The 20005-nt window shown below is 71.2% G+C and carries 18 protein-coding genes; 6 read left to right on the top strand and 12 right to left on the bottom strand.

The features are described 5' to 3' along the window. Positions 1–31 precede the first annotated feature (31 nt). From mmsB to ACFWM2_RS23375, 6 genes are all read right to left on the bottom strand, one after another. Positions 32–1276, bottom strand: coding sequence for a multiple monosaccharide ABC transporter permease (mmsB, locus tag ACFWM2_RS23400; protein WP_383283094.1), 1245 nt, complete (start codon positions 1274–1276; stop codon positions 32–34). 5 nt (positions 1277–1281) lie between these two features. Continuing rightward, positions 1282–2823, bottom strand: coding sequence for a multiple monosaccharide ABC transporter ATP-binding protein (gene mmsA, locus ACFWM2_RS23395; RefSeq protein WP_383283091.1), 1542 nt, complete (start codon positions 2821–2823; stop codon positions 1282–1284). Between the two features lie 32 nt (positions 2824–2855). Next, on the bottom strand, positions 2856–3968 hold the full coding sequence (gene chvE / locus ACFWM2_RS23390) for a multiple monosaccharide ABC transporter substrate-binding protein (protein ID WP_383283088.1): 1113 nt from the start codon (positions 3966–3968) through the stop codon (positions 2856–2858). Positions 3969–3973: 5 nt separating this feature from the next. Then, the gene (locus ACFWM2_RS23385) at positions 3974–5008 is read right to left on the bottom strand and encodes a hypothetical protein (protein WP_383283085.1); all 1035 of its coding nucleotides are present in this window, start codon (positions 5006–5008) and stop codon (positions 3974–3976) included. 179 nt (positions 5009–5187) lie between these two features. Further along, positions 5188–6195: a zinc-binding dehydrogenase gene (locus tag ACFWM2_RS23380; RefSeq protein ID WP_383283082.1), complete on the bottom strand. Its 1008-nt coding sequence runs from the start codon at positions 6193–6195 to the stop codon at positions 5188–5190. Then, positions 6192–7349 carry a mandelate racemase/muconate lactonizing enzyme family protein gene (locus ACFWM2_RS23375; protein ID WP_383283080.1) on the bottom strand — a complete coding sequence of 386 codons (1158 nt, stop codon included), beginning with the start codon at positions 7347–7349 and terminating at the stop codon, positions 6192–6194. The genes ACFWM2_RS23380 and ACFWM2_RS23375 overlap by 4 nt, the downstream gene beginning before the upstream one ends. A 265-nt stretch (positions 7350–7614) precedes the next feature. Here ACFWM2_RS23375 and ACFWM2_RS23370 point away from each other — a divergent pair, with 265 nt between their 5' ends. Then, complete coding sequence (locus ACFWM2_RS23370; RefSeq protein ID WP_383283077.1) at positions 7615–8340, top strand: hypothetical protein; 726 nt, start codon at positions 7615–7617, stop codon at positions 8338–8340. Positions 8341–8465: 125 nt separating this feature from the next. On the opposite strand, the gene ACFWM2_RS23365 is transcribed toward ACFWM2_RS23370, so the two are convergent. Next, the gene (locus ACFWM2_RS23365) at positions 8466–9302 is read right to left on the bottom strand and encodes a hypothetical protein (protein WP_383283074.1); all 837 of its coding nucleotides are present in this window, start codon (positions 9300–9302) and stop codon (positions 8466–8468) included. A gap of 107 nt (positions 9303–9409) precedes the next feature. Further along, positions 9410–9841: a MarR family winged helix-turn-helix transcriptional regulator gene (locus ACFWM2_RS23360; RefSeq protein WP_383283071.1), complete on the bottom strand. Its 432-nt coding sequence runs from the start codon at positions 9839–9841 to the stop codon at positions 9410–9412. 125 nt (positions 9842–9966) lie between these two features. Between ACFWM2_RS23360 and ACFWM2_RS23355 the strand changes: the two genes are divergently transcribed. Together ACFWM2_RS23355 and ACFWM2_RS23350 are read left to right on the top strand one after the other, a co-directional pair. Then, positions 9967–10989 carry an NADP-dependent oxidoreductase gene (locus tag ACFWM2_RS23355; RefSeq protein ID WP_383283068.1) on the top strand — a complete coding sequence of 341 codons (1023 nt, stop codon included), beginning with the start codon at positions 9967–9969 and terminating at the stop codon, positions 10987–10989. 104 nt (positions 10990–11093) lie between these two features. Then, on the top strand, positions 11094–11513 hold the full coding sequence (locus ACFWM2_RS23350) for an organic hydroperoxide resistance protein (protein WP_383283065.1): 420 nt from the start codon (positions 11094–11096) through the stop codon (positions 11511–11513). 121 nt (positions 11514–11634) lie between these two features. Here ACFWM2_RS23350 and ACFWM2_RS23345 read toward each other — a convergent pair whose 3' ends face one another. After that, a complete protein-coding gene (locus ACFWM2_RS23345; protein ID WP_383283062.1) occupies positions 11635–14160 on the bottom strand; it encodes a M14 family zinc carboxypeptidase in 2526 nt (841 codons plus the stop codon). 231 nt (positions 14161–14391) lie between these two features. Here ACFWM2_RS23345 and ACFWM2_RS23340 point away from each other — a divergent pair, with 231 nt between their 5' ends. Further along, positions 14392–15198 (top strand): EI24 domain-containing protein, encoded by an 807-nt coding sequence (locus ACFWM2_RS23340; RefSeq protein WP_383283059.1) that lies wholly within the window; start codon positions 14392–14394, stop codon positions 15196–15198. A 19-nt stretch (positions 15199–15217) separates the two neighbouring features. On the opposite strand, the gene ACFWM2_RS23335 is transcribed toward ACFWM2_RS23340, so the two are convergent. Both ACFWM2_RS23335 and ACFWM2_RS23330 read right to left on the bottom strand, forming a co-directional pair. Continuing rightward, on the bottom strand, positions 15218–16489 hold the full coding sequence (locus tag ACFWM2_RS23335; RefSeq protein WP_383283056.1) for a pyroglutamyl peptidase: 1272 nt from the start codon (positions 16487–16489) through the stop codon (positions 15218–15220). A gap of 211 nt (positions 16490–16700) precedes the next feature. Beyond that, positions 16701–17744, bottom strand: a complete 1044-nt coding sequence (locus ACFWM2_RS23330) for a LysR family transcriptional regulator (protein WP_383283053.1) — start codon at positions 17742–17744, stop codon at positions 16701–16703. Positions 17745–17801: 57 nt separating this feature from the next. Between ACFWM2_RS23330 and ACFWM2_RS23325 the strand changes: the two genes are divergently transcribed. Continuing rightward, a complete protein-coding gene (locus ACFWM2_RS23325) occupies positions 17802–18653 on the top strand; it encodes an NAD(P)-dependent oxidoreductase (protein WP_383283050.1) in 852 nt (283 codons plus the stop codon). Between the two features lie 270 nt (positions 18654–18923). Further along, complete coding sequence (locus ACFWM2_RS23320) at positions 18924–19313, top strand: RidA family protein (protein ID WP_383283048.1); 390 nt, start codon at positions 18924–18926, stop codon at positions 19311–19313. 35 nt (positions 19314–19348) lie between these two features. Here ACFWM2_RS23320 and ACFWM2_RS23315 read toward each other — a convergent pair whose 3' ends face one another. Then, positions 19349–19942 (bottom strand): TetR/AcrR family transcriptional regulator, encoded by a 594-nt coding sequence (locus tag ACFWM2_RS23315; protein ID WP_383283045.1) that lies wholly within the window; start codon positions 19940–19942, stop codon positions 19349–19351. Between the last annotated feature and the right edge of the window lie 63 nt (positions 19943–20005).

Here is a 20005-nt window from a genome sequence, read left to right as displayed (position 1 = left end):
CGGGGGCCCGGGCGGCCCCCGTACGGAGGACTTACGAACCGACCTTGCGCTTGTTCCACACGTCGAAGCCAACCGCCGCCAGCAGCACGAGGCCCTTGATGACCCCCTGCCAGTCGGTGCCGACGCCGACGAGGTTCATGCCGTTGTTGAGCACGCCGAGGACCAGGCCGCCGATGATGGCGCCGAGGATCGTGCCGACGCCGCCGCTCATCGAGGCGCCGCCGATGAACGACGCGGCGATGGCCTCGAGTTCGAAGTTGACGCCCGCCTTCGGCGAGGCCCCGTTGAACCGGGCCGCGAAGACCAGGCCCGCGAGGGCGGCCATCATCCCCATGTTGAGGAAGACCAGGAACGTGACCTTCCTGTCCCGGATGCCGGACAGCCGGGCGGCGGGCAGGTTGCCGCCGATCGCGTACACATGGCGCCCGACGACCACGTTGCGCATGACGTAGCCGAACCCGACGAGCAGCACGGCCAGGATCAGCAGGACGACCGGGGCGCCCTTGTAGCTGCCGAGCTCCATGGTGAGGGCGATGATCGCCGCGCACAGCAGGGCCAGCTTCACCGCGAACAGGTTGGCGGGCAGCACCTCGAGGGCGTACTCCGACTGCCGCCTGCGGTCCCGCACCTCCCGCCGGATCACGAACCCGATCAGGGCGAGGCCGAGCAGCAGGGTGAGGTTGTGGTAGTTGGTGGCCGGGCCGACCTCGGGCAGGAAGCCGTTGGCGGCCTTCTGCAGGCCCTTGGGGAACGGGCCGAGGGTCTGGCCCTTGAGGAACACCTCGGTCAGCCCGCGGAAGATCAGCATGCCGGCCAGCGTCACGATGAACGACGGCATGCCCAGGTAGGCGACCATGAAGCCCTGCGCCGCACCCGCGGCGGCCCCCACGGCCAGGCACAGCACCACCGCGAGCGGCCAGGGCACATGGTGCTGGACCATCAGCACCGCGGCCACCCCGCCCACGAACGCGGTGATCGAGCCGACCGACAGGTCGATGTGACCCGCGATGATGACGATCATCATGCCGATCGCCAGGATCAGGATGTAGCTGTTCTGCAGCACGAGGTTGGACACGTTGCGCGGCAGCAGCAGGTCCCCGCCGGTCCACACCGCGAACAGGGCGACGATCACCCCGAGGGCGATCAGCATGCCGTACTGGCGCATGTTGCGGCGCATGCCGTCGAGCAGCAGTGCGAGCAGGCCGGGGCCGGATCCGGCGGGGCCGCCCCCGGGCGTTGCTTCGGCCGGGGTCTTGGCCGTGACGTTGGCGCTCATGGGTGCTACCTCTTGTCCTTGGTCATGTGCCGCATCAGCACTTCCTGCGTCGCCTCGGAGCGCGGGACCTCACCGGTGAGCCGGCCGGCGGCCATCGTGTAGATGCGGTCGCACATACCGAGCAGCTCCGGCAGCTCGGAGGAGATGAAGACGACCGCCTTGCCCTCGGCGGCCAGTTGGTCGATGACGGTGTAGATCTCGAACTTGGCGCCCACGTCGATCCCGCGGGTCGGCTCGTCGAGGATCAGCACATCGGGACCCGCGAAGATCCACTTGCTGAGGACGACCTTCTGCTGGTTGCCGCCCGACAGCCGGCCCACCGGTTCGAGGACGGTCGGCGCCTTGATGTTCATGGACCTGCGGAAGCGCTCGGCGACCTTGCGCTCCTCGTGCTCGTCGACGATGCCGTGCCGGGCGACCTTCCCCAGCGCGCTGAGGGAGATGTTGCGGCCGATGGTGTCGATGAGGTTGAGGCCGTAGTGCTTGCGGTCCTCGGTGACGTACGCGATCCCGTGCGCGACCGCCTCCGGCACGGTCTTCGTGCGGATCTCCCGGCCGTCCTTGAGCACGGTGCCGCCCGCGTACCGGCCGTAGGAGCGCCCGAAGACGCTCATCGCGAGCTCGGTGCGGCCGGCGCCCATCAGGCCGGCGATGCCGACGATCTCCCCGCGCCGCACCTGGAGCGTCACGTCGTCGACCACCTTGCGCTGCTGGTCGATCGGGTGGTGCACGGTCCAGCCCCGGATCTCCAGGGCGGGCGCGGCGCCCTCCTCCGGCCGGTGCGGGGTGCGCTCGGGGAAGCGGTGGTCGAGGTCACGCCCGACCATGCCGTTGATGATCCGTTCCTCGGTGGTCCCCGGGGCGCGCACGTCGAGCGTCTCGATGGAGCGCCCGTCGCGCAGGATCGTCACCGAGTCCGCGACCCGCTCGATCTCGTTCAGCTTGTGGGAGATGATGATCGAAGTGATGCCCTGGCCCTTCAACTCCAGGATGAGATCGAGGAGTTTGCCGCTGTCCTCGTCGTTCAGGGCGGCTGTCGGCTCGTCGAGGATCAGCAGCTTCACCGACTTCGACAGGGCCTTGGCGATCTCGACGAGCTGCTGCTTGCCCACGCCGATGTCGGCGACGCGGGTCCCCGGATGCTCGTCGAGGCCGACGCGGCGCAGCAGTTCGGCGGCGTGCCGCAGGGTGTCGTGCCAGTTGACGACCCCGCGCCTGGCGTGCTCGTTGCCGAGGAAGATGTTCTCCGCGATGGACAGATACGGCACCAGCGCCAGCTCCTGGTGAATGATCACGATGCCGTGCTGCTCGCTCGCCCGGATGTCCTTGAAGCGGCAGGTCTCCCCCTCGAAGAGGACCTCCCCCTGGTAACTGCCGTGCGGGTGGACGCCGGAGAGAACCTTCATGAGGGTCGACTTCCCGGCGCCGTTCTCCCCGCAGACGGCGTGGACCTCGCCCGGGCGGACGCTCAGGGAGACGTCCGACAGCGCCTTGACGCCGGGAAAGGTCTTGACGATCGAGCGCATTTCCAGGACGGGTCCCGCCATGGTCGTGCCTTCCAATCTCCGTGGACCGGCGGTCAGTTGAGTTCGCTCGCCTTGAGGTATCCGGAGTCGACGAGCTCCTTCTGGTAGTTGCTCCTGTCGACGCTCACCGGCTGCAGCAGATAGGCGGGGACGACCTTCTCGCCGTTGTCGTACGTCTTGGTGTCGTTGATCTCCGGCTTCTTGCCCTTGAGTGAGGCGTCGACCATGTTGGTGGCGACCTCGGCGAGCTTGCGGATGTCCTTGTAGACGGTCTGGGTCTGCTCGCCCGCGATGATCGACTTCACCGAGGCGACCTCGGCGTCCTGCCCGGTGACGATCGGCAGCGGCTTGCTCTTGGAGCCGTAGTCGTCCGACTTCAGCGCCGAGAGGATGCCGATGGAGATGCCGTCGTACGGCGAGAGCACCGCGTCGACCCGCTCCTTGGAGTACGTCGAGGTGAGCAGGTCGTCCATGCGCTTCTGCGCGGTGCCGCCGTCCCAGCGCAGCGTGGTGACCTGGTTCAGCTTGGTCTGGCCGGACCCGACGACGAGCTTCTTGTCGTCGATGTAGGGCTGCAGGACCTTCATCGCGCCGCCGAAGAAGTACTTCGTGTTGTTGTCGTCGTTCGAGCCGGCGAACAGCTCGATGTGGAACGGGCCCTTCTCGCTGCCGTCCTTCAGGCCGAGCTTCTCCAGGATGTAGGTGCCCTGGAGCTCGCCGACCTTCTCGTTGTCGAAGGAGGCGTAGTAGTCGACGTTCTTGGTGCCGAGGATGAGCCGGTCGTAGGAGACCACCGGGATCTTGGCGTCGGCGGCCTGCTGGAGCACGTTGTCCAGCGACTTGTTGTCGATGGCGGCGACGACCAGCGCGTCGACCCCCTGGGTGATCATGTTCTCGATCTGCGAGACCTGGGTGTCGGGGTCGTCCTCGCCGTAGACGAGCTTCGTCTTGTAGCCGGCCGCCCTGAGGTCCTTCACGACGTTGGCGCCGTCGGCGATCCAGCGCTCGGAGGACTTGGTGGGCATGGCGATCCCGACCGTGGCGCCCTTGGCGTCCTTCTTGTCGTTCTTGCTGCCGCCCTCGCTGTTCTGCCCGCAGGCGGACAGGGTGAGGGCGAGGGAGGCGGCCGCGGCGGTGGCGGCGAGGGCGGCTCTGCGGTTGCGCATGGTCATCAGTCCTTGTTCTTCTCGTCGTTGGGAGAGGCGAGCGGGGCATGAGGGGCGAGCGGGGCAGCGGGAGCGGCATCGGCGGAGAAGCGGCGCAGCGGTCCGGGCAGCCGGGAGCCGAGCGGGTCCATGCCGTCGTCCGCGCCGTGCCGGGCGAGCAGGTCCAGGGCGAGCCGGCCGCGCCGCACCCGCTCCCGGGCGGTGTCCAGGGCCAGGTCCCGCAGATGGGTGCCGTACGGATAGATCCCGGGGGCCCTGGACAGGCCGAACTTGAGATAGAGCGGTGCGCCGCGCCGGATCAGCTCGGCGACCTCGTACATCCGCACATAGCCGCCGAGATCGTCGGGGGCCTCGATGTACATGTCCATGGGGGCGGCCGACACCCGCCGGATCTCGGTGAGGTGATCGAGCGTCAGATCGCTGGGCACGTTGAGCGAGTCGGCGCCCAGACACTCGTACACGGCGTACGCGGCCGGGTTGACCGGGCCGATCAGCGCCGAGACCTTGAGGGTCGTGCCGGCCGGGATGATCCCGGCGGCGCGCGCCCGGTGCAGCGTCCACAGCACACCCTCGTCGGCGACCAGCAGGCACTGGACGCCCAACTCCGTGGCGCGGACGGCGTCTTCGACACAGCCGGCGACCGCGTCGTGGCCCCGGGCGCGCAGCCCGCCGCCGCGCGAGTCGGTGCGCACGGAGGCGCCGATGTCCCAGGTGCCGCGCGGACCGGTGAACAGGCAGAGCTCGATGCCGCGTTCACCGGTGGCCTCCACCATCTCGGTGATCTCGGCGTCGGTCAGCATCCAGACACCGCTGCCCTGGCTGATCCGGTGGATCGGCACATCGAGTCGCGAGGACTCCTTGAGGACCACGGCAAGTGCTTCGGGGCCTTCGACGGACGGCACCTCGGTGCGCCAGCGGCCGCCTCCCGGGAAGGTGTGCAGCGAGGCGTCGGCGGGGGAGAGAGCGGGCGCGCCCAGGCCGAGCGCGGCGAGCGCCTGCTCACCGGGTCGACGGGCCGCCGTAGGGGAGGCGTCGGTCACGAGCTGTCCTTCGCGTTCGTCGGTGGTGCGTTCAGGTCGGTTCGAGTAGCCGGATAGGTTCGATATGTCGGAGGTTCGAGCGTTTCGGCCCGGCCCAATAGGTTCGATATATCGAACGAGGTTCGAGTCATTGGGTGTACGCCGGTACGAGGCGTCAGGAGCCGCGCACCGGCGTACCGCTAGGGGCGCAGCAGGACCTTCCCGACCTTCGGATCACCGGACCCGACCAGCTCGATGGCCGCCGGGAACCCGTCGAGCGGCAGCTCGTGGGTGACCAGCGGCAGCGGGTCGAGCAGCCCGGCGCCGAACATCCGCACCGCGTGCGCCCAGGCGTCCGGCGGCGCCCCGAACACGGTGTGCACCTCCAGCTGCCGTACGACGAGGTCGGTGGGGTCGAGACCCTCGGCGCCCGGTGCCGGGATGCCGGTGAGGACCAGCCGCCCGCCGCGTCCGAGCAGGGCGGCGGCGGTGCGCGCGGCGGACGCGGACCCGGCGGCCTCCACGACCACGTCGAAGCCGGCCGGAAGGTCGGGGGCAGGCAGGGTGTGGAAGCCGGTGGCACCGAACTCCCGTGCCAGAGCCGCGCGTTCAGGGCGCGTGCCGACCACGAGCAGCTCGGCCGGGGAGTTCGCCGCGAGGAACTGCACCGCGAACATCCCCAGTGTCCCGGTGCCCACCACGGCCACCCGCTCACCCGGGCGGGCGTTCGCCTTGAGCGCGGCGGCCGCGACGCACGCGGCGGGTTCGAGCAGGGCCGCCGCCGTCAGGTCGGCGTCGTCCGGCAGGACATGGAGCAGTCGGGCCGGGAGCGTCAGTGTCGCGGCCATCGCGCCCGGCCGGGTGAACCCCGTCTCCTCGTACCCCGCGGTGCACAGCGTGGTCGCGCCGGCGTGGCAGCGGTCGCAGACCTGGCAGTTGCGGAAGCCCTCGCCGACGACCTTGCGGCCGAGGAGCTGGGCGGGGACGCCCGTGCCGACCGCCTCGACGGTCCCGGACCACTCGTGGCCGGGAATGAGGGGGTAACGGACGTACCCCTCGGGCCGGTTGCCCTGGTAGACCTCGCGGTCGCTGCCGCAGATGCCGACCGCGTGGACGCGTACCAGTGCCTCGCCGGCCGTCGGCGGGACCGGCGTGTGCGGGACGATCCGGTGCTCGCCGGGCGCCTCGACGACGACCGCGCTGCTCACCGCGCCCCCTTGGGCCTGCGCTGCTCCCAGCCGTCCGCCCACAGGTCGAACCGGGCCTGCTGCTGCGGGAATTCGGCTGCCGCGTCGACGTCCAGCTCCACGCCGAGACCGGGCGCGTCCGACAGCTGGAAGTAGCCGTCGACTACCTCGGGCGCGCCCTTCACGACCTTCTTGATCTCCGCGTCCGCGAAGTCGTTGAAGTGCTCCAGGATCTTGAAGTTCGGTGCGGTGAAGCCCACTTGGAGCGAGGCGGCGGTCAGGACCGGACCGCCCACGTTGTGCGGGGCGACCAGCATGTAGTGGGTCTCGGCAGTGGCTGCCAGCTTCCGGGTCTCCCAGATGCCGCCGATGTGGCCCACGTCGGGCTGGATGATGTCGACGGCCTGGCTCTCGAACAGCTCGCGGAACTCGATGCGGTCGTGGATGCGTTCACCGGTCGCGAGCGGGATGTCGACCTTGGCGGCCACCTTCTCCAGCGCCTTCAGGTTCTCCGGCGGGACCGGCTCCTCCAGCCAGGCCGGCTCGAAGGGGGCCAGCTCACGGGCGAGGCGGACGGCGGTGGCGGGCGAGAAGCGGCCGTGCATCTCCAGCATCAGCTCGGTCCCCGGCCCGATGGCGTCGCGCACGGCCTCGATGAGGGAGACCGCGTACAGGCTCTGCTCGTGGTCGAGTTCGAAGTGACCGGTCCCGAAGGGGTCGATCTTCAGCGCCAGGTAACCGCGGGCGACGACCTCCTGAGCCGCCTTGTGGTACGCCTCAGGGGTGCGCTCGGTGGTGTACCAGCCGTTGGCGTACGCCTTGACCCGGTCGGTGACCCGGCCGCCGAGCAGCTGCCACACCGGCACACCCAGCGCCTTGCCCTTGATGTCCCAGCACGCCATTTCGATCACGGCGATCCCGGACATCACGATCTCGCCGGCCCGCCCGTAGTCGCCGTACTTCATGCGCCGCACGAGGTCCTCGACGGCGAAGGGGTCGGAACCGAGGACGTGGTTGGCCTCGGCCTCGCGCAGATAGCCGATCAGCGCGTCGGTGTGCCCCAGCATCCGGGTCTCGCCGACTCCGGTGAGCCCTTCGTCGGTGTGCACCTGGACATACGTCAGATTGCGCCACGGCGTTCCGACCACGTGCGTGCTGATTCCCGTGATGCGCACGGCGGTTGCCCCCTTGTTGCTCTTCGGCTCTGTTCGAAATTTCGTCACACGTTCGAAATGTTGGCGTGACAGTAAGGAGGCGGCCCCGGGGGTGTCAATGGGTCGGGCGCGATGACGGGCGACGGATTTCGGCGGTATGCCGAGCTCGTCATGCGCACAGGTGAGTGACAGCGGGGGAGAGCGGGCCGGAACGCGCGCTTCCCCACACAACTTTCACAGCTGTGACTAGGAACGTGACCTGTGCGGAACCTAGTCTTCCCGCGTCATGGACTACTGCCACCCGTGCCGCAGGCACCTCAACGGCGCCCTCGCCTGCCCAGGGTGCGGTGCGCCGGCCGAAGAGAGCCGAGCGCACTCCGACGAACTCGACACGCGTCCGCAACCGGACGCCGAGGGACCGCACGAGGACGAGGAAGAGCGCCCGGGGCGCGCCGCGGCCCGTCGGCACGGCCGTGGCGGAGGCGGCGGACGCGGCGGAGGCAGCGGGAGGTCGAGCCGGCGCGACCGCAAGGCGGCTGCGCACCGGCGCCGCCGTCGCCGGGCCCTGCTGGTCGGTGCCGGGCTGCTGCTCGCGGCCGGCGGGCTGAGCCTCGCCGAGCTGGGTATCGACGCGCCCGGCTTCACGCCCAACGCGGCCACGGCCGACAACGAGTCGGTCGACGGCGGCGCGGACTCCGCGGACAAGACGTCCTCGCCGGGTGGTGGCACGGCGGGCGCCGCCGGCGCCTCGGCCTCCGAGTCGCCGGACGCCTCCGCGTCCCCCTCGGCCTCCGAGTCCGCCAAGGGCAAGAAGAAGCACCACGACAAGAAGGACACGGACGAGCAGTCGGCGTCCACGGGCACGTCTCCCAGCAGCGCGACCTCGGCGCCCGCCGCCACGCCGCCGCCCCAGACGTCCCAGCCCCCGTCCGCGGACCCCACCTCGGCGGACCCCACCCCCACGCCGTCGTCCACCGGATCGTGCGACCGCTTTCTGTGGTGGTGCACCTGAGGTTCGTCGTGCGACCACTTCTGCGAGGGTGCACCTGAGGTTCGTGCGGCCACTTGTGCGGTCGTGCATCTCAGGGCGGTCGCGTACCTGAGGGCGGTCGCGCACCGGGTGCGGAGCGTCGTCGGCTACGACGCCACGACGTCCGTGCAGTCCCGCTCGCCGGGCAGCAGCGGGCGCAGCGTCACCTGGTAGGTCGCCGTGCCGTCGGTCCAGGCGCCCGACTTCGCCGTACGGGCCGCCCGCTCGACCCGCTCCCTGTCCTTGCCGCGCGTCAGCAGGCACCGCCCGGCCCGGGTCGAATCGCCCGCGCCGGAAAGCTTCCCCAGCGGCCAGTCGGCGGCGTCGGAGGACCGGCCCGGGGCGGTCTCGCGGAAGACGGCCGCGAGGACCGTGGAGGCGTACGGCACGGAGGGTTCGGCGAGCGCGTCGAGACGGGTGTCCAGAGCGCACAGCTTCCGCAGTGACGAGCAGTCGCGCAGTTCCGGCGCCCGCGTCGTCGTGAGCGTCCCGTCGAACACGTACGACGTGGTCGGCCCGTCCGGCGGCGGGTTCGGGCCCAGCGTGCCGCCGCGCGTGAGCTCCGCGTCACGGGCCGCCTGCACGACGCTCCGCACCTCGGCGCGGGAGAGGTGGGCGACCCGGGGAGCGGGCAGCTGGGACCGCCCCTCCGAGGTGATCAGGGTGCCGTCCTCGTAGAGCGAGAGGCGCGGGGTCCTCGCCGGGGACGCGGGGAGGAGGCCGCCTCCGTCGCGGACCTGGAGCACCGGTGTGCCGGACGGCACGTCGTCCTTCGACGCGGACGGAGAGGACGTGGCGGACGGTGCGGCCGTACCGGACGGCGAGGCCTCGGCCGACGGGCCGCCCGTCGAGGTGCCGCAGGCCGTCGCGGCCAGAGTGAGGGCGGCGGCGGTCACGACGGCGGCGGCCGTGCGGACCGGACGGATTCCTGTGGAGTCGTTCACACACCTGTGACGCCTGAGGCCGGGATCGCGTTCCGCCGCGGCCGCGTAAGTCGTGCGCACCCTCGCCGCCGACGGGCGGGCCGCAGCTGCCGACTCCCTGTGCGCGGCTACGCGTCGAGCATCCGCTGCAAGAGGTCCCGCAGGGACAGCCGCTCCTCCCGGGAGAGGCCGGCCAGCGGCTCGCGGGCGAAGTTCAGCGAGTCGCGCAGCCCGTGGGCGATACGGCGGCCCTCCTCCGTGGGGGCGGCGAGCTTGACCCGGCGGTCGGCGGGGTCGGGCCGCCGCTCGACCAGGCCCCGGGCCTCCAGCCGGTCCACGATCCCCGTCACGTTCGACGGCTCGCACTTCAGCTGCTGGGCGAGCCGCCGCATGGGAAGCGGCTGCATGGAGAGCAGGCTGAGCAGCCGCGCCTGCGCGCCCGTGAGGGCGTGCTCGGCGGCCGCCTCCTCGTACTCCTCGTGATAGCGGGCCACCACGCTGCCGATGAGTTCGACGACCTCGAGGGTCAGGGTGTCGGGGCGGGGCTTCTGCGGGGACATGCGCTCCAGGTTACCCGGTTACTTGACATCATGAAATATTCAGGAGCATTGTTGTTTCAGATAGTGAAGTATTGAGCCGGTCGTCGAGCCGGTGCCCGAGCTCCCGTCCCCAGAGAGGCGACCCCATGTCCGACACGTCCCAGCTTCCCGCCGTCAGCCGTGAATGGCACCTGGTCAGCCGCCCGGTGGGATGGCCCAAGCCGGAGGACTTCGCCCTGGTCGAGGCCGAGATCCGGCAGCCGGCGGACGGGCAGGTCCTCGTACGGAACAAGTTCGTCTCCGTGGACCCGTACATGCGCGGCCGCATGAGCGACGCCAAGTCGTACGTCGCCCCGTTCGAGCTCGGCAAGGTCATGCAGGGCGGTGCGGTAGGCGAGGTCGTCGCCTCGAACGCCGAGGGCATCGCCGTCGGGGACCACGTGCTGCACTTCTTCGGCTGGCGCGAGTTCGCCGTCGTCGACGCCAAGCAGGCCGTCAAGGTGGACCCGGACGCTGCCCCGCTGAGCACGTACCTCGGTGTGCTGGGCATGACCGGCCTGACCGCCTATGCCGGGCTCCTGCGGACCGCGTCCTTCAAGGAGGGCGACTCCGTCTTCGTCTCGGGCGCCGCGGGTGCCGTCGGCAGCCAGGTCGGCCAGATCGCCCGGCTCAAGGGCGCCTCGCGCGTCATCGGCTCGGCCGGCTCGGACGAGAAGGTCAAGCTGCTCGTGGAGGAGTACGGCTTCGACGCCGCCTTCAACTACAAGAACGGCCCGGTGAGCCGCCAGCTGCGCGAGGCGGCTCCGGACGGCATCGACGTCTACTTCGACAACGTCGGCGGGGACCACCTCGAGGCCGCCATCGGATCCCTCAACCAGGACGGCCGGATCGCCATCTGCGGCATGATCTCCGTCTACAACGACACCGAGCCGGCGCCGGGCCCCCGCAACCTCGGCCGGCTCATCCAGACCCGTGGCCGTATCGAGGGCTTCCTCGTCGCCGACCACTACGACCTCCAGTCGAAGTTCGTCGAAGAGGTCGGCGCCTGGGTCCGCTCCGGTGAGCTCAAGTACCGCGAGACGGTCGTCGAGGGCATCGAGAACAACCTGGAGGCCTTCCTCGGTGTGCTGCGCGGCGACAACACCGGAAAGATGATCGTCAAGCTCTGACCCTCGGGGAGGCTGTCGCTGGACTTCCGGCATACGGTAACTTCTTTCCGAAGTCGTCGCGATCGTGGGCGCGAGTCGCGGCGGACCAAGGAGGAACGCACCGTATGTCCATCCAGCAGTCCGAGGTCCTGTACACCGCCGTCGCCACCGCCGAGGGCGGGCGCGACGGCCGGGTCGCCACCGACGACGGCACGCTCGCCGTCGTAGTGAATCCGCCCAAGGAGATGGGTGGCAGCGGCGCCGGCACCAACCCGGAGCAGCTCTTCGCCGCCGGCTACAGCGCCTGCTTCCAGGGTGCTCTCGGCGTCGTGGCCCGTCAGCAGAAGGCCGACATCACCGGCTCGACCGTCACCGCGAAGGTCGGCATAGGCAAGAACGAGGACGGGTTCGGCATCATCGTCGAGATCTCCGCCGACATCCCGAACGTCGACGCGGTCACGGCGAAGGCCCTCCTCGAACAGGCCCACCAGGTGTGCCCCTACTCGAAGGCGACCCAGGGCAACATCACCGTGACGCTCGTCTGACGACGGTCGTTGCGTACGGCGGAGGCCGCACCCTTGGACGTGGGGTGCGGCCTCCTTCCGTACGCGCGTCCTTTGGCGCACGCCTCCTGCTCCCGTACGAGGCTCCGCTCCCGTCCGCGTCTCAGGACACGTTCAGCAACGCCCTTCCCAGCTGCGGGAATTCGCCCTTCGGGTGATCGCGGAAGAGGGGTTCCGTGCCGAACAGGACCGTGTGCGGTCCGCTGACCACGGAGGCCTGGCCGCCGGCCGCCGTCGGCCCGCCGGAGCCGTCCTCGAACGGCCGCCAGTGCCCGGAGACCAGCGGATTGCCGCTCGCGTACGACTGCTCGACGCGGACCCCGGGGCCGAGATCGGTGAACCAGACGGGGGCGTACACGAAGCCGTGGTCGGGGGCGCCCCCGGTGACCGGCCCGCCCGCGTTCACCACCCGCACCACACCGTTGGCGTCCCAGTTGCCCTCGACGGGTTTCACGGCGAGCAGCCGCGCCGCCGTGTTGAGCGTGGCTCCCGCGATGCCGCGGCCGACGAGACCGTGGGTGCCGAGGAACCGGTCGAGCGCCGTCCAGGCGGTCTCCGTCAGGTCCTGGCGGTCGAGACCGGCCGACACGAACAGGACGTCCGCCCCCGACCAGTCGAAGCCCGCGTTGAGGATGCCCGTGGACACCGGGACCACGTCGAAGTTCATCTCCCGCAGGGCGAACAGCTCCCCGGGCGTCACGGCCGCCGCGACCCGTACCCGGTGCAGCACCGCACCGCCGGTGGCCCTGGTGGCGTCGAAGGCCACGTCGTACTCCTTGGCGAGCGCCGCGGCCCGCGTCCGCGCCGACGACGGCACGATCGCGCTGCCGTCGTCCGCCCGGCGCACCGCCACCCCGTCCTTCAGCAGGGAGTTGAGGGCCGCGAGCTCCCGCGGGTCGTCCAGGCGCAGCCGCAGATCGCCGCGCGGGGCGACGTGTCCGACCCGCGTGGCCGCGCGCACCGGGCGCGCCGGCACACCGGACAGCCCGCCGTCGCGCACCGGCGAGACACTCGCGCCCCACAGCCGCCCGAGGCTCCAGCCGGAGATGTCGTACATCGTCGACACCTTGCCGCTGATGTCCCTGCCGTCCGCCAGCAGCACATTGGCGAGACCGCGCTTGGGCTGCCGCATGTCGACGACGTAGGAGCCCTTCTCGTACGACCGGCCCCCGAGCCGGAAGCCGTGGGTCGCGCGGGTCACCCGTACGTCATTGGCGAGCAGATGGTCGACCAGGCGCGCGGCGGCCGTGGCGGAGCGCTGCGCGCCGCCCGCCGGAATGACGTACGCACGCGGGAACTCGGTCGTGTAGACGTCCTCGGGACCGATGCCCGGCACATCCGGCACGGTCTGTGCGGAGACCGGCACCTGGGCGGCGCCCGCCGCGCCCCGCCGGAAGACCTCGATCTGGTCGGCGACCAGCGATGCCCGGTGCTCCCGCGCGTAGTCGAGCGTCGCGCTCATCGCCGCACCCGCGATGTCCACGTTGATGGCGGAACGGCGCCTGAGCTCGCTCTGCGGGAACTCGTCGTAGGCGTCGTTGTTCACCCGCAGCGGGATCTCGATCGTGTGCGCGGCGACCGTGCCGTGGAAGGGCAGGTACTGCGGCGTGAAGATCGGCGGCCAGTCGTCCCAGCCCTCCTCCTGGTCCCGGAACGGGATGACGGCCGGATCGACCTGGTCCTTCCCGGGCGTGTAGCCGAGGCCGTTGACGGCGGCCTCCATGCCCAGCGCGTTGGCGTACGTGTGCTTGAGGAAGAGGTCGTACTCGTAGTTCTCGCCGTGCGGGGGAGTGGTCGGCTCGATCAGGGTGCCGTTGACGTAGCCGTGCAGGTCGAGCATGACCGCGGGCTGTTTGTCGATGGCGATCCGGCGGATCGCGCGGGTCTCCGGCTGCGAGGCGGTGACGATGTCCCGGTTGAGGTCGAAGCCGTTGGCGTTGGCGCGGGTGCCGGCGATCCGGCCGTCCGGGTTCGCCGTGATGTTGAAGTACACGCGGTGGTGGGCGAGCAGGTCGGCGGTTTTCGTGTCGCCGGCGGTGGCGAGGTGCTCAATGAGCTTCAGGGAGGCGTCCGTTCCCTCCCACTCGTCGCCGTGGATGTTGTTGTTGAAGAAGACGGGGGCCTTGTACGTCTTCTTGATCGCCGGGTCCTTGGCCGCCGCCCGGGGCGCGTTCTCGATCAGCTCGCGCATCCGCTCCTGGGCGCGCGCCTGCCGGGCCGACTCGGGCGCGGTGACGGTGACCAGATAGAGACGGTGACCACCGGCCGAGCGCCCCGCGATCTCCACACTGACGCGATTCCCCAGCTTCTGAAGGGAGTTCAGCTTCGGGGCGATGCCGTGGTACGGGGTCAGGCCCAGCTTGATGGATTTGTCGGCGGGGTTCACCGGGTCCGCGTCGAGGACCTGTTCGCGGGGGTAGCCGCGGTTGTCGTCGGCGAGCGTCGTGACAGGAGCCGCCAGGGCCCGAGCGGCGGCGCTCGCAGGGGTTTTCGCGGCCCGGTCCGGGGTCGCCGAACCCTCACGGGCCAGTGGCTTGCGGTCGGCGGTGGCGCTGTGCGGGGCGAGCAGAAGCGAACCCGCCACGGTGGCAGTGACGGTGGCGACCAGGACAGGTCTCGACAAGCGCACCCGTACCTCCTCTGAGTTTCCTGGAGCGGTACGCGAGGTGTACCGGTTCGCCACTCCCGCAACAAGGGGGCACTTTCAGCCCGCCCGTGCCGGCCGGTCCGGCGTTTGAGGACGAGCGCGTAGCGCGACAAGGGGGTCTGGGGGCGAAGCCCCAGGTACGGGACGGGTAGGGGCGGCGGGGGCGAAAACCCCGTAGGGAACCCGCCCCCGGCCCCCGGTACAGTGCAGCCCATGCGCGATCTAGGGGCGGGTTTCAGCTACTTGATGCAGGGCCAGCGATGGGTGGCCCGGCACGGAAAGCAGTACGGCTTCGGCCTGCTCCCAGGCCTGATCACCCTCGTCCTGTACGCGGCGGCACTCGTCGCCCTGGCCCTCTACGGCCAGGACTTCGTGGCCTGGGCGACCCCCTTCGCCGACAGCTGGACCAGCCCCTGGCAGGGCCTCTTCCGCGGCCTGCTGACCGTGGTCCTCTTCGCCCTCGCGCTCCTCCTCTCCGTGGTCACGTTCACCGCGGTCACCCTCCTCATCGGCCAGCCCTTCTACGAGTCCCTCTCGGAGCAGGTCGACCGGGACGTCTCCCCGGACGGCACGGCCCCCGAATCGGGCCTCCCCCTCTGGCGGGAGCTGTGGATCTCGGCGCGGGACAGCCTCCGCGTGCTCGTCCGGGCCGCCCTGTGGGGCGTCCTGCTCTTCGGCCTCGGCTTCGTCCCGGTGGCCGGCCAGACCGCCGTACCGGTGATCGGCTTCTTCGTCACCGGCTTCTTCCTCACGGAGGAGCTGACCGCGGTGGCGCTGCAACGCCGCCGCGTCGAACTCCGGGACCGCCTCACCCTGCTGCGCTCCCGCAAGACCCTCGTCTGGGGCTTCGGCACCCCGCTCGCCGTCGCCTTCCTGATTCCGTTCGTCGCCGTCTTCCTGATGCCCGGCGCGGTCGCGGGCGCCACGCTGATGGCCCGCGACCTGCTCGGCGAGGAGACGGGGGACGCCGACGGGGACCGGGCCGGCGCGGACGATCAGGAGGAAGTGCCCGCCGACTGACCGGCATCCACCGCCACTGTCAGGATCGACCGGACCTGAGTGCGGCGTCCACCGCCACTGTCAGGATCGACCGGACCTGGGCGATGATGTCCAGCCGGTTCCGGACGAACTGCGGGTCGGTGACCGCTCCGGTCGCCGGATCCGTGTTGCCCGTGCCGAACTCCAGCACCGGCGTGTGGACATGCCCGCCGGGCAGCGAGGAGTGCAGACCGAGCCGGTCGCGCAGCAGCGTGGCCCGGTAGGCGATCTCGTTGGAGAGGTAGTTCCCGCCGCCTCCGGCACGCGCCGTCGAGCCCGGGGTCGGGCCCTCGGGTCGGACCACCTCGGCCGTACCGCCCGCCGGGATCTCGGTCACCGGCGTGTTGTCGTACACCGGGAAGCGGCCCGTGTTCGCGGCGACGATCGCCTGGTACGGGAGGGTCGTCGACGTCCACTGCGGCTGCGAGGCCGGATCGGCGACCGGGACGGTCTCGGTCCGCGACAGGTTCTCGTTGTCGGGGAAGCCGCCCCGCCAGGCCCCGTTGGTCCGCTCCACGTCGAACCGGCCGACCCGGCCCTGGCTGACCGTCGTGAACAGGTCCACGCGCCCCAGCTGCGGGCGCAGAGTCCGCTCCACCGTGCCCTCGGCGAAGTCCTGCCAGCGGACCGGGAAGACCACGGTCTCGACACGGGCGGGACCGTCCGCGGTCCGGATCGTCGTGCCGTCGAGGGCGAGCGCGGTGGCCCCCGACGGGTTGGATATGCGGACGTCCCGGTCCAGCGTGAAGGGATCGAAGCCGGTGACCAGGATCCGCTTCACGCTCCTGTCGTGCGGGTAGTGGAAGGCGTTCTGCCCGCGGGAGTTCGTCTCCAGTGCGGTCAGCAGGGTCTTCCGCTGCCCGTCCGTGAGGCCGAACCGCGGCTCCCACGCGCGTACTTCGCGCGTCATCGCGAGCCGCGCCCAGTACAGCGGACGGTCGTCGTCACGGCTCAGGTCACCGCCCGCGGGTCCGCGGCCCTGCGCCCGGTCCACCGCCCGCCGCCACAACTGCGCACCCTGGCGTACGACTACGCGCTCGGCCTGCGCGTACGAGTGCGCCGAGCCGAGCGCCCGCGCGAACTCGGGGGCCACGGTGTCGAATCCGGAGCGCCGCAGGATCTCCTGGGGCGCCGCCTTGTCGAGTCGCTGTTCCTCCACGGTGGCGGTCCCGGCGACCGGGGCGGCCGAGCGGGCCGACGACGCGGGTGCGGTCGCGAGGCCCGCCACCAGGGCCAGTCCGAGGACGCCGATGCGAGCACGTAGGTGAGTCAAGGGAGTTCGGGCCTTCCGTCGCCGTGGGGTGCTGCCGGACGGCCGCAGTATCGCGTGACGGACGGGACGCACGCCATGGTGCGTGGCCAGTGGTGCGGACGGGGACGCGTGTTCCTTACGCGGGGGCCGGTGACGGGGACGCGTGTTTCTTACGCGGGGGCCGGTGACGGGTCGCTCACGTGGAGCACGGCGACCTGACCTGGCCTGTGGCTTACGTGGGGATCTTGGCGGCCGCCTCCCGCAACGCCCCCAGGAACGCCCGGGCCGCCGGCGTCAGGGCGCGCCCGCGCGGCGTCGCCGCGTACACCGCACGCGCCGGCGCGCCCTCGTCGAGCACCCGGACCAGTGCGATGTCCGGTCGTACGGAGTCGGTGGCGAGCGTCGGGACCAGGGTCACCCCGAGCCCGGCGGCGACGTACCCCTGCTTGGCGGTCCACTCGGCGACGACATGCGCGACGCGCGGCCGCAGACCGTGCCGCAGCACCGCGTCGAGCAGGGTTCCCTCGGGGCGGGAGCTGCCGGATATCCAGTCGGCGTCGGCGAGTTGGGGGAACCGGACGAAGGGTTCGGCGGCCAGCTGATGGCCGAGCGGCACGGCCACGTACAGGGACTCGTCGAGGAGGTGGTGCAGGGTGCAGGCGTCCAGCGCCGCGCCGCTCGTCGTCGAGACGATCGCCAGATCGAGGTGGTCGGCGGCCAGCCGCTTCAGCAGCGCCGGGGTGAGCCCCTCCTCGCGCGTGAGCCGGACGCCGGGATGGCGGTCGCGGAACATGGAGATCGCCCGCGGTACGAGGGCCGCGTCGGCGGTCGCGAAGGCGCCCACGCGCAGCTGGCCGCCCGTCGCCCGGCGCAGGGCGGCCAGTTCCCGGTTGGCGCCGTGCAGTCGCTCGACCACCGCCTCGGCGTGCGGCACGAGAACCCGGCCCGCCTCCGTCAGCCGTACGCCCCGGGGCAGCCGGTCGAAGAGCGGCGCCCCGCCGAGGGCGGCCTCCAGCGAGGCGATCTGCCGCGACACCGCCGACTGGGTCCAGCCGAGCGTCCGCGCGGCCACGGTGAAGGAGCCGTGCCGGGCGACGTCCAGGAACACCCGCAGCCAGGCGGTCGCGAGGTCGGGCGCGCCTCCGGCAGCCGCGCTCCCGGCCGCCCCATCGCCACGCGCACCCCGTGCCGTGCCGGCCCCGGCGCCCGCTGTCCCCACCGCGCGACCCGGGAGTGCCGCCGTGTCGTCCGTCGGATTGTCATGCGAACCCAGCATGGCTCCGATGCTAGACACTCGCTTGCCGCATTGCCGCACCGGACTTAGCGTCGACGTATGGAAAAGATCGACGCGACCCCGTCGGGCAAGCCCGGTACAGAGAAGATCGCCTTCCTCGGACTCGGACACATGGGCGCGGCGATGGCCCGCCAACTCATCGGCACAGCACACCCGTTGACGGTCTGGAACCGTACGCCCGCGAAGGCGGAGCAGCTGGTCGCCGAGGGCGCCACGCTCGCCGACTCCCCGGCCGAGGCGGTGCGGGACGCGGACGTGGTGATCACGATGCTGGCCGACCCGGCGGCCGTCGCCACGGTCGCGGACGCCATCGTCGGGGAGCTGCGCCCGGGCACCACCTGGGTGGAGATGTCGACCGTCGGCCCGGACGCGGTCAAGGAACTCGCCGCCCGGCTCAAGGACGGCGTGACACTCGTCGACGCACCCGTGGCGGGCAGCACGGACAAGGCCGCGGCCGGAGAGCTCGGCATCCTCGCGGGCGGCGACGTGGCCGGCGTCGAACATGTGCTGGCCCGCTTCGGCAAGGTCACCCGCACCGGCCCGCTCGGCTCCGGCGCCGCGCTCAAGGTCGTCGTCAACGCCGCCGTGGTCGGCGGGGTCGCCCTCGTCGCGGAGGCCATGGCCCTCGCGGACTCCCTCGGCATCGACGAGGACACCGCGCGCACCACGCTGGCCAACGGCCCGCTCGGCGGTGCCGTCCGCCGCGCCTTCGCGGAGGGCGTGCACTTCGACACCTCGCTTGCCGTGAAGGACGCCGACCTGGCGACCCGGACCGCCCGGCTCCCGGTCATGGAGGCGGTACGGGAGCAGTACCGACGCGCCGCCGCCGACCCGGCCGTCGCCCACGAGGACATCGCCAAGGCCGCCGCCCACATGCGCCGCTCGGCCTGACCCCGGCCCACGAAAACGCGCCCAGGGGAGAAGGGGCCCGCGGGGAACCGGGCCCGCGGGGAACCGGGCCCGCGGGGAACCGGGCCCGCGGGGAACCGGGCCCGCGGGGAACCGGGCCGGCGGGGAACCGGTCCCGCGAAGAAGCGCGCCCGAAAACCGCCTCCGCGAAGAACCGCGCCCCGCGAAAAGAACCCGCGTCCGCGAAAAGAACCCGCGTCCGGGAAAAAACCCGCGTCCGCGAGAAAACCCGCGCCCATCAAAAGGAACGCGATGCAGATAACGCTCGACAGTCCGGCCTCCGCGCCCCAGCCCGCCAACGCCTACTACTCCCAGGTCGCCCGGGTCGAACTCCCCGGCGGCGGCGCGCTGTTGTACCTCTCCGGCCAGGTGGCCGACGGCCCGGACCTCGCCACTCAGAGCCGCGGCGTCTTCGAGACCGTCGAGGCCCTGCTCGCGGCGCACGGGGCGACCCTCGCCGACATCATCAACATCCGCACGTATCTGACGGACATCGACAAGCTCCCCGAATACGGCGCCGTACGACGGGAGTTCCTCACCGGGACCGCCCCCACCAGCATGACCTTCGAGGCGTCCCGGCTCTTCAGGCCGGACGCCCTCATCGAGATCGAGGTCGTCGCCGCCGTGGCGCCCCCGGTCTGATACCCGGCCTCTTCCGGGCCCGGGCGGGGGGAACTTCAGCCCTCGCCCGGGCCCGACCGTTCGCCCAGCAGGGTGAGGAAGTCCCGGAACGCGCCGGGCATGTCCACCGACTCGGGGTCCAGCAGCCACTGGTACTGGAGCCCGTCCATCACCGCCACGAGCAGCGGAGCGGCACGCTCCGGCGTGAGTCCGCTCGGCAGCCGCTCCCCGTACTCGGCCCGCAGCACGGCCGCCATGCTCGCTCGTACGGCGCCATAGCGCCGGGTGAAGAACTCGCGCGCCGGGTGGCCCTCGGTGACGCTCTCCCCGAGCAGCGCGGAGAAGGTCTGCACGATCCCCGGCCGCATCGCGTTGTACTCCACGAGTGAGCCCAGCAGATCGAGCCGCCACCGGCTGTCCGGCACCGCGTCCCACTGGTCGCGTTCCTTGAGGACGGCGACCAGCAGCGCCTCCTTGGAGGGGAAGTGGTGCAGCAGCCCCTGCTGGGTCAGCCCCACCCGCTCGGCGACCGCCGCCAGGCTCGCGCCCCGGTAGCCGCGCTCGGCGATGACCTCCAGGGCCGCCCGCACGATCTCCGCGCGCCGCTCCTCGCTCCTGGTCCTGATCGTCATGGCGTCACCGTACGACACCCGCCCCATCCGAATGTAACGCCAAAATAACGAAACCTACCGCGCAACAGGTGCCGGGTGCAG

The organism is Streptomyces sp. NPDC058371, from assembly GCF_042723265.1.
Lineage (GTDB): Bacteria > Actinomycetota > Actinomycetes > Streptomycetales > Streptomycetaceae > Streptomyces.
This window is presented reverse-complemented; position numbering and strand designations above follow the sequence as displayed.